The sequence below is a fragment of the Nonomuraea sp. K271 genome, from assembly GCF_009908215.1.
In the GTDB taxonomy this organism is placed as follows: domain Bacteria; phylum Actinomycetota; class Actinomycetes; order Streptosporangiales; family Streptosporangiaceae; genus Nonomuraea; species Nonomuraea longispora.
On record NZ_JAAAHR010000387.1, the window covers coordinates 1 to 989 of the forward strand.

The window sequence follows — 989 nt, forward strand, 5'->3', positions numbered from 1 at the left end:
GGCGACGTTCTCGATGGCCTTGACGGCGACGTCGGGCTGGTCGGTGTAGATGTAGTGGCCGCTCTTGGCGGCGGTGCTCAGGTTGCTGTTGCTGGAGAGGGCGAGCCACTTGCGCTGGCCGGCGCTCCACGCCTTCTCCAGTTGCTTGCCGTAGGTGGGGATGGCGGCCAGGTACGGCTGGCCGTGCTGGACGACCTCCACCGGGATGTCGCCGGCGGAACGGACCTCGCCGTCGGCGACGACGAGCTGCTCGGGGTTCTGGCCGGCGAAGATGGCGAGCTGCTGGGCGCGCATCTGGGCAGCGGGGCCCTTGGCCGACTTGGGGATCACGCGGGCGATGTCGGCGGCCATGGTCGAGGGGGTGGCGTCCAGGAGCGCCAGGCCCTTGACGCGGTCCTGGTGCTCGGGGGCGTAGCGGGCGGCGATGATGCCGCCGAGCGAGTGGCCGGCCAGGACGACCTGGTGGTCGCCGGCGATCTGGTCGAGCACGCCGGTGAGGATCTTGCCGGTGCTCGCGAAGTCCTGCGGGCCGGCGGGCTTGTCGCTGGCGCCGGCGCCGGGCCGGTCGTAGGAGCAGACCCGGTTCTTCGCGCTGAGGTTCTTCTGCAGGGCGGCCATCTTGGTCACGTCGTCGCCGCCGCCGTGCATCAGCACGATGACCGGCTTGCCGTCGGCGGCCTCACCCGAGCAGGACACGTTCACCTTCTTGCCGGCGACCGTGATCTTCTTGGTCCCGGAGAACAGGTCGGCCTCGATCTTCTGCTCGGTGCCGGCGAAGGGGTCCCAGTTGTCCAGGGAGTCCCCGTTGCAACCGGCGACCCCCATGCCGAGCACGGTGGTGCACAGTGCGGCCAGAACGGGTGCCTTGAACTTGCCGAGCATGAGGTCCTCCGAGGAGAGCGAGTAGGGGGAGCGGCTCCGAGCGCCGCGGCTACGTCGGTAACGCTACGGATCGGAGGGGTCCCTCTGCGTCCCCGCACGGTGGACAT

At 70.0% G+C, this 989-nt stretch carries 1 protein-coding gene; it reads right to left on the minus strand.

Going from position 1 to position 989, the window contains the following annotated elements; all coding sequences use genetic code 11:
* Positions 1-882, minus strand: an 882-nt coding sequence (locus GUY59_RS47115) for an alpha/beta fold hydrolase (protein ID WP_161715157.1), incomplete at its 3' end; no start/stop codon positions are given.
* Positions 883-989: the final 107 nt, after the last annotated feature.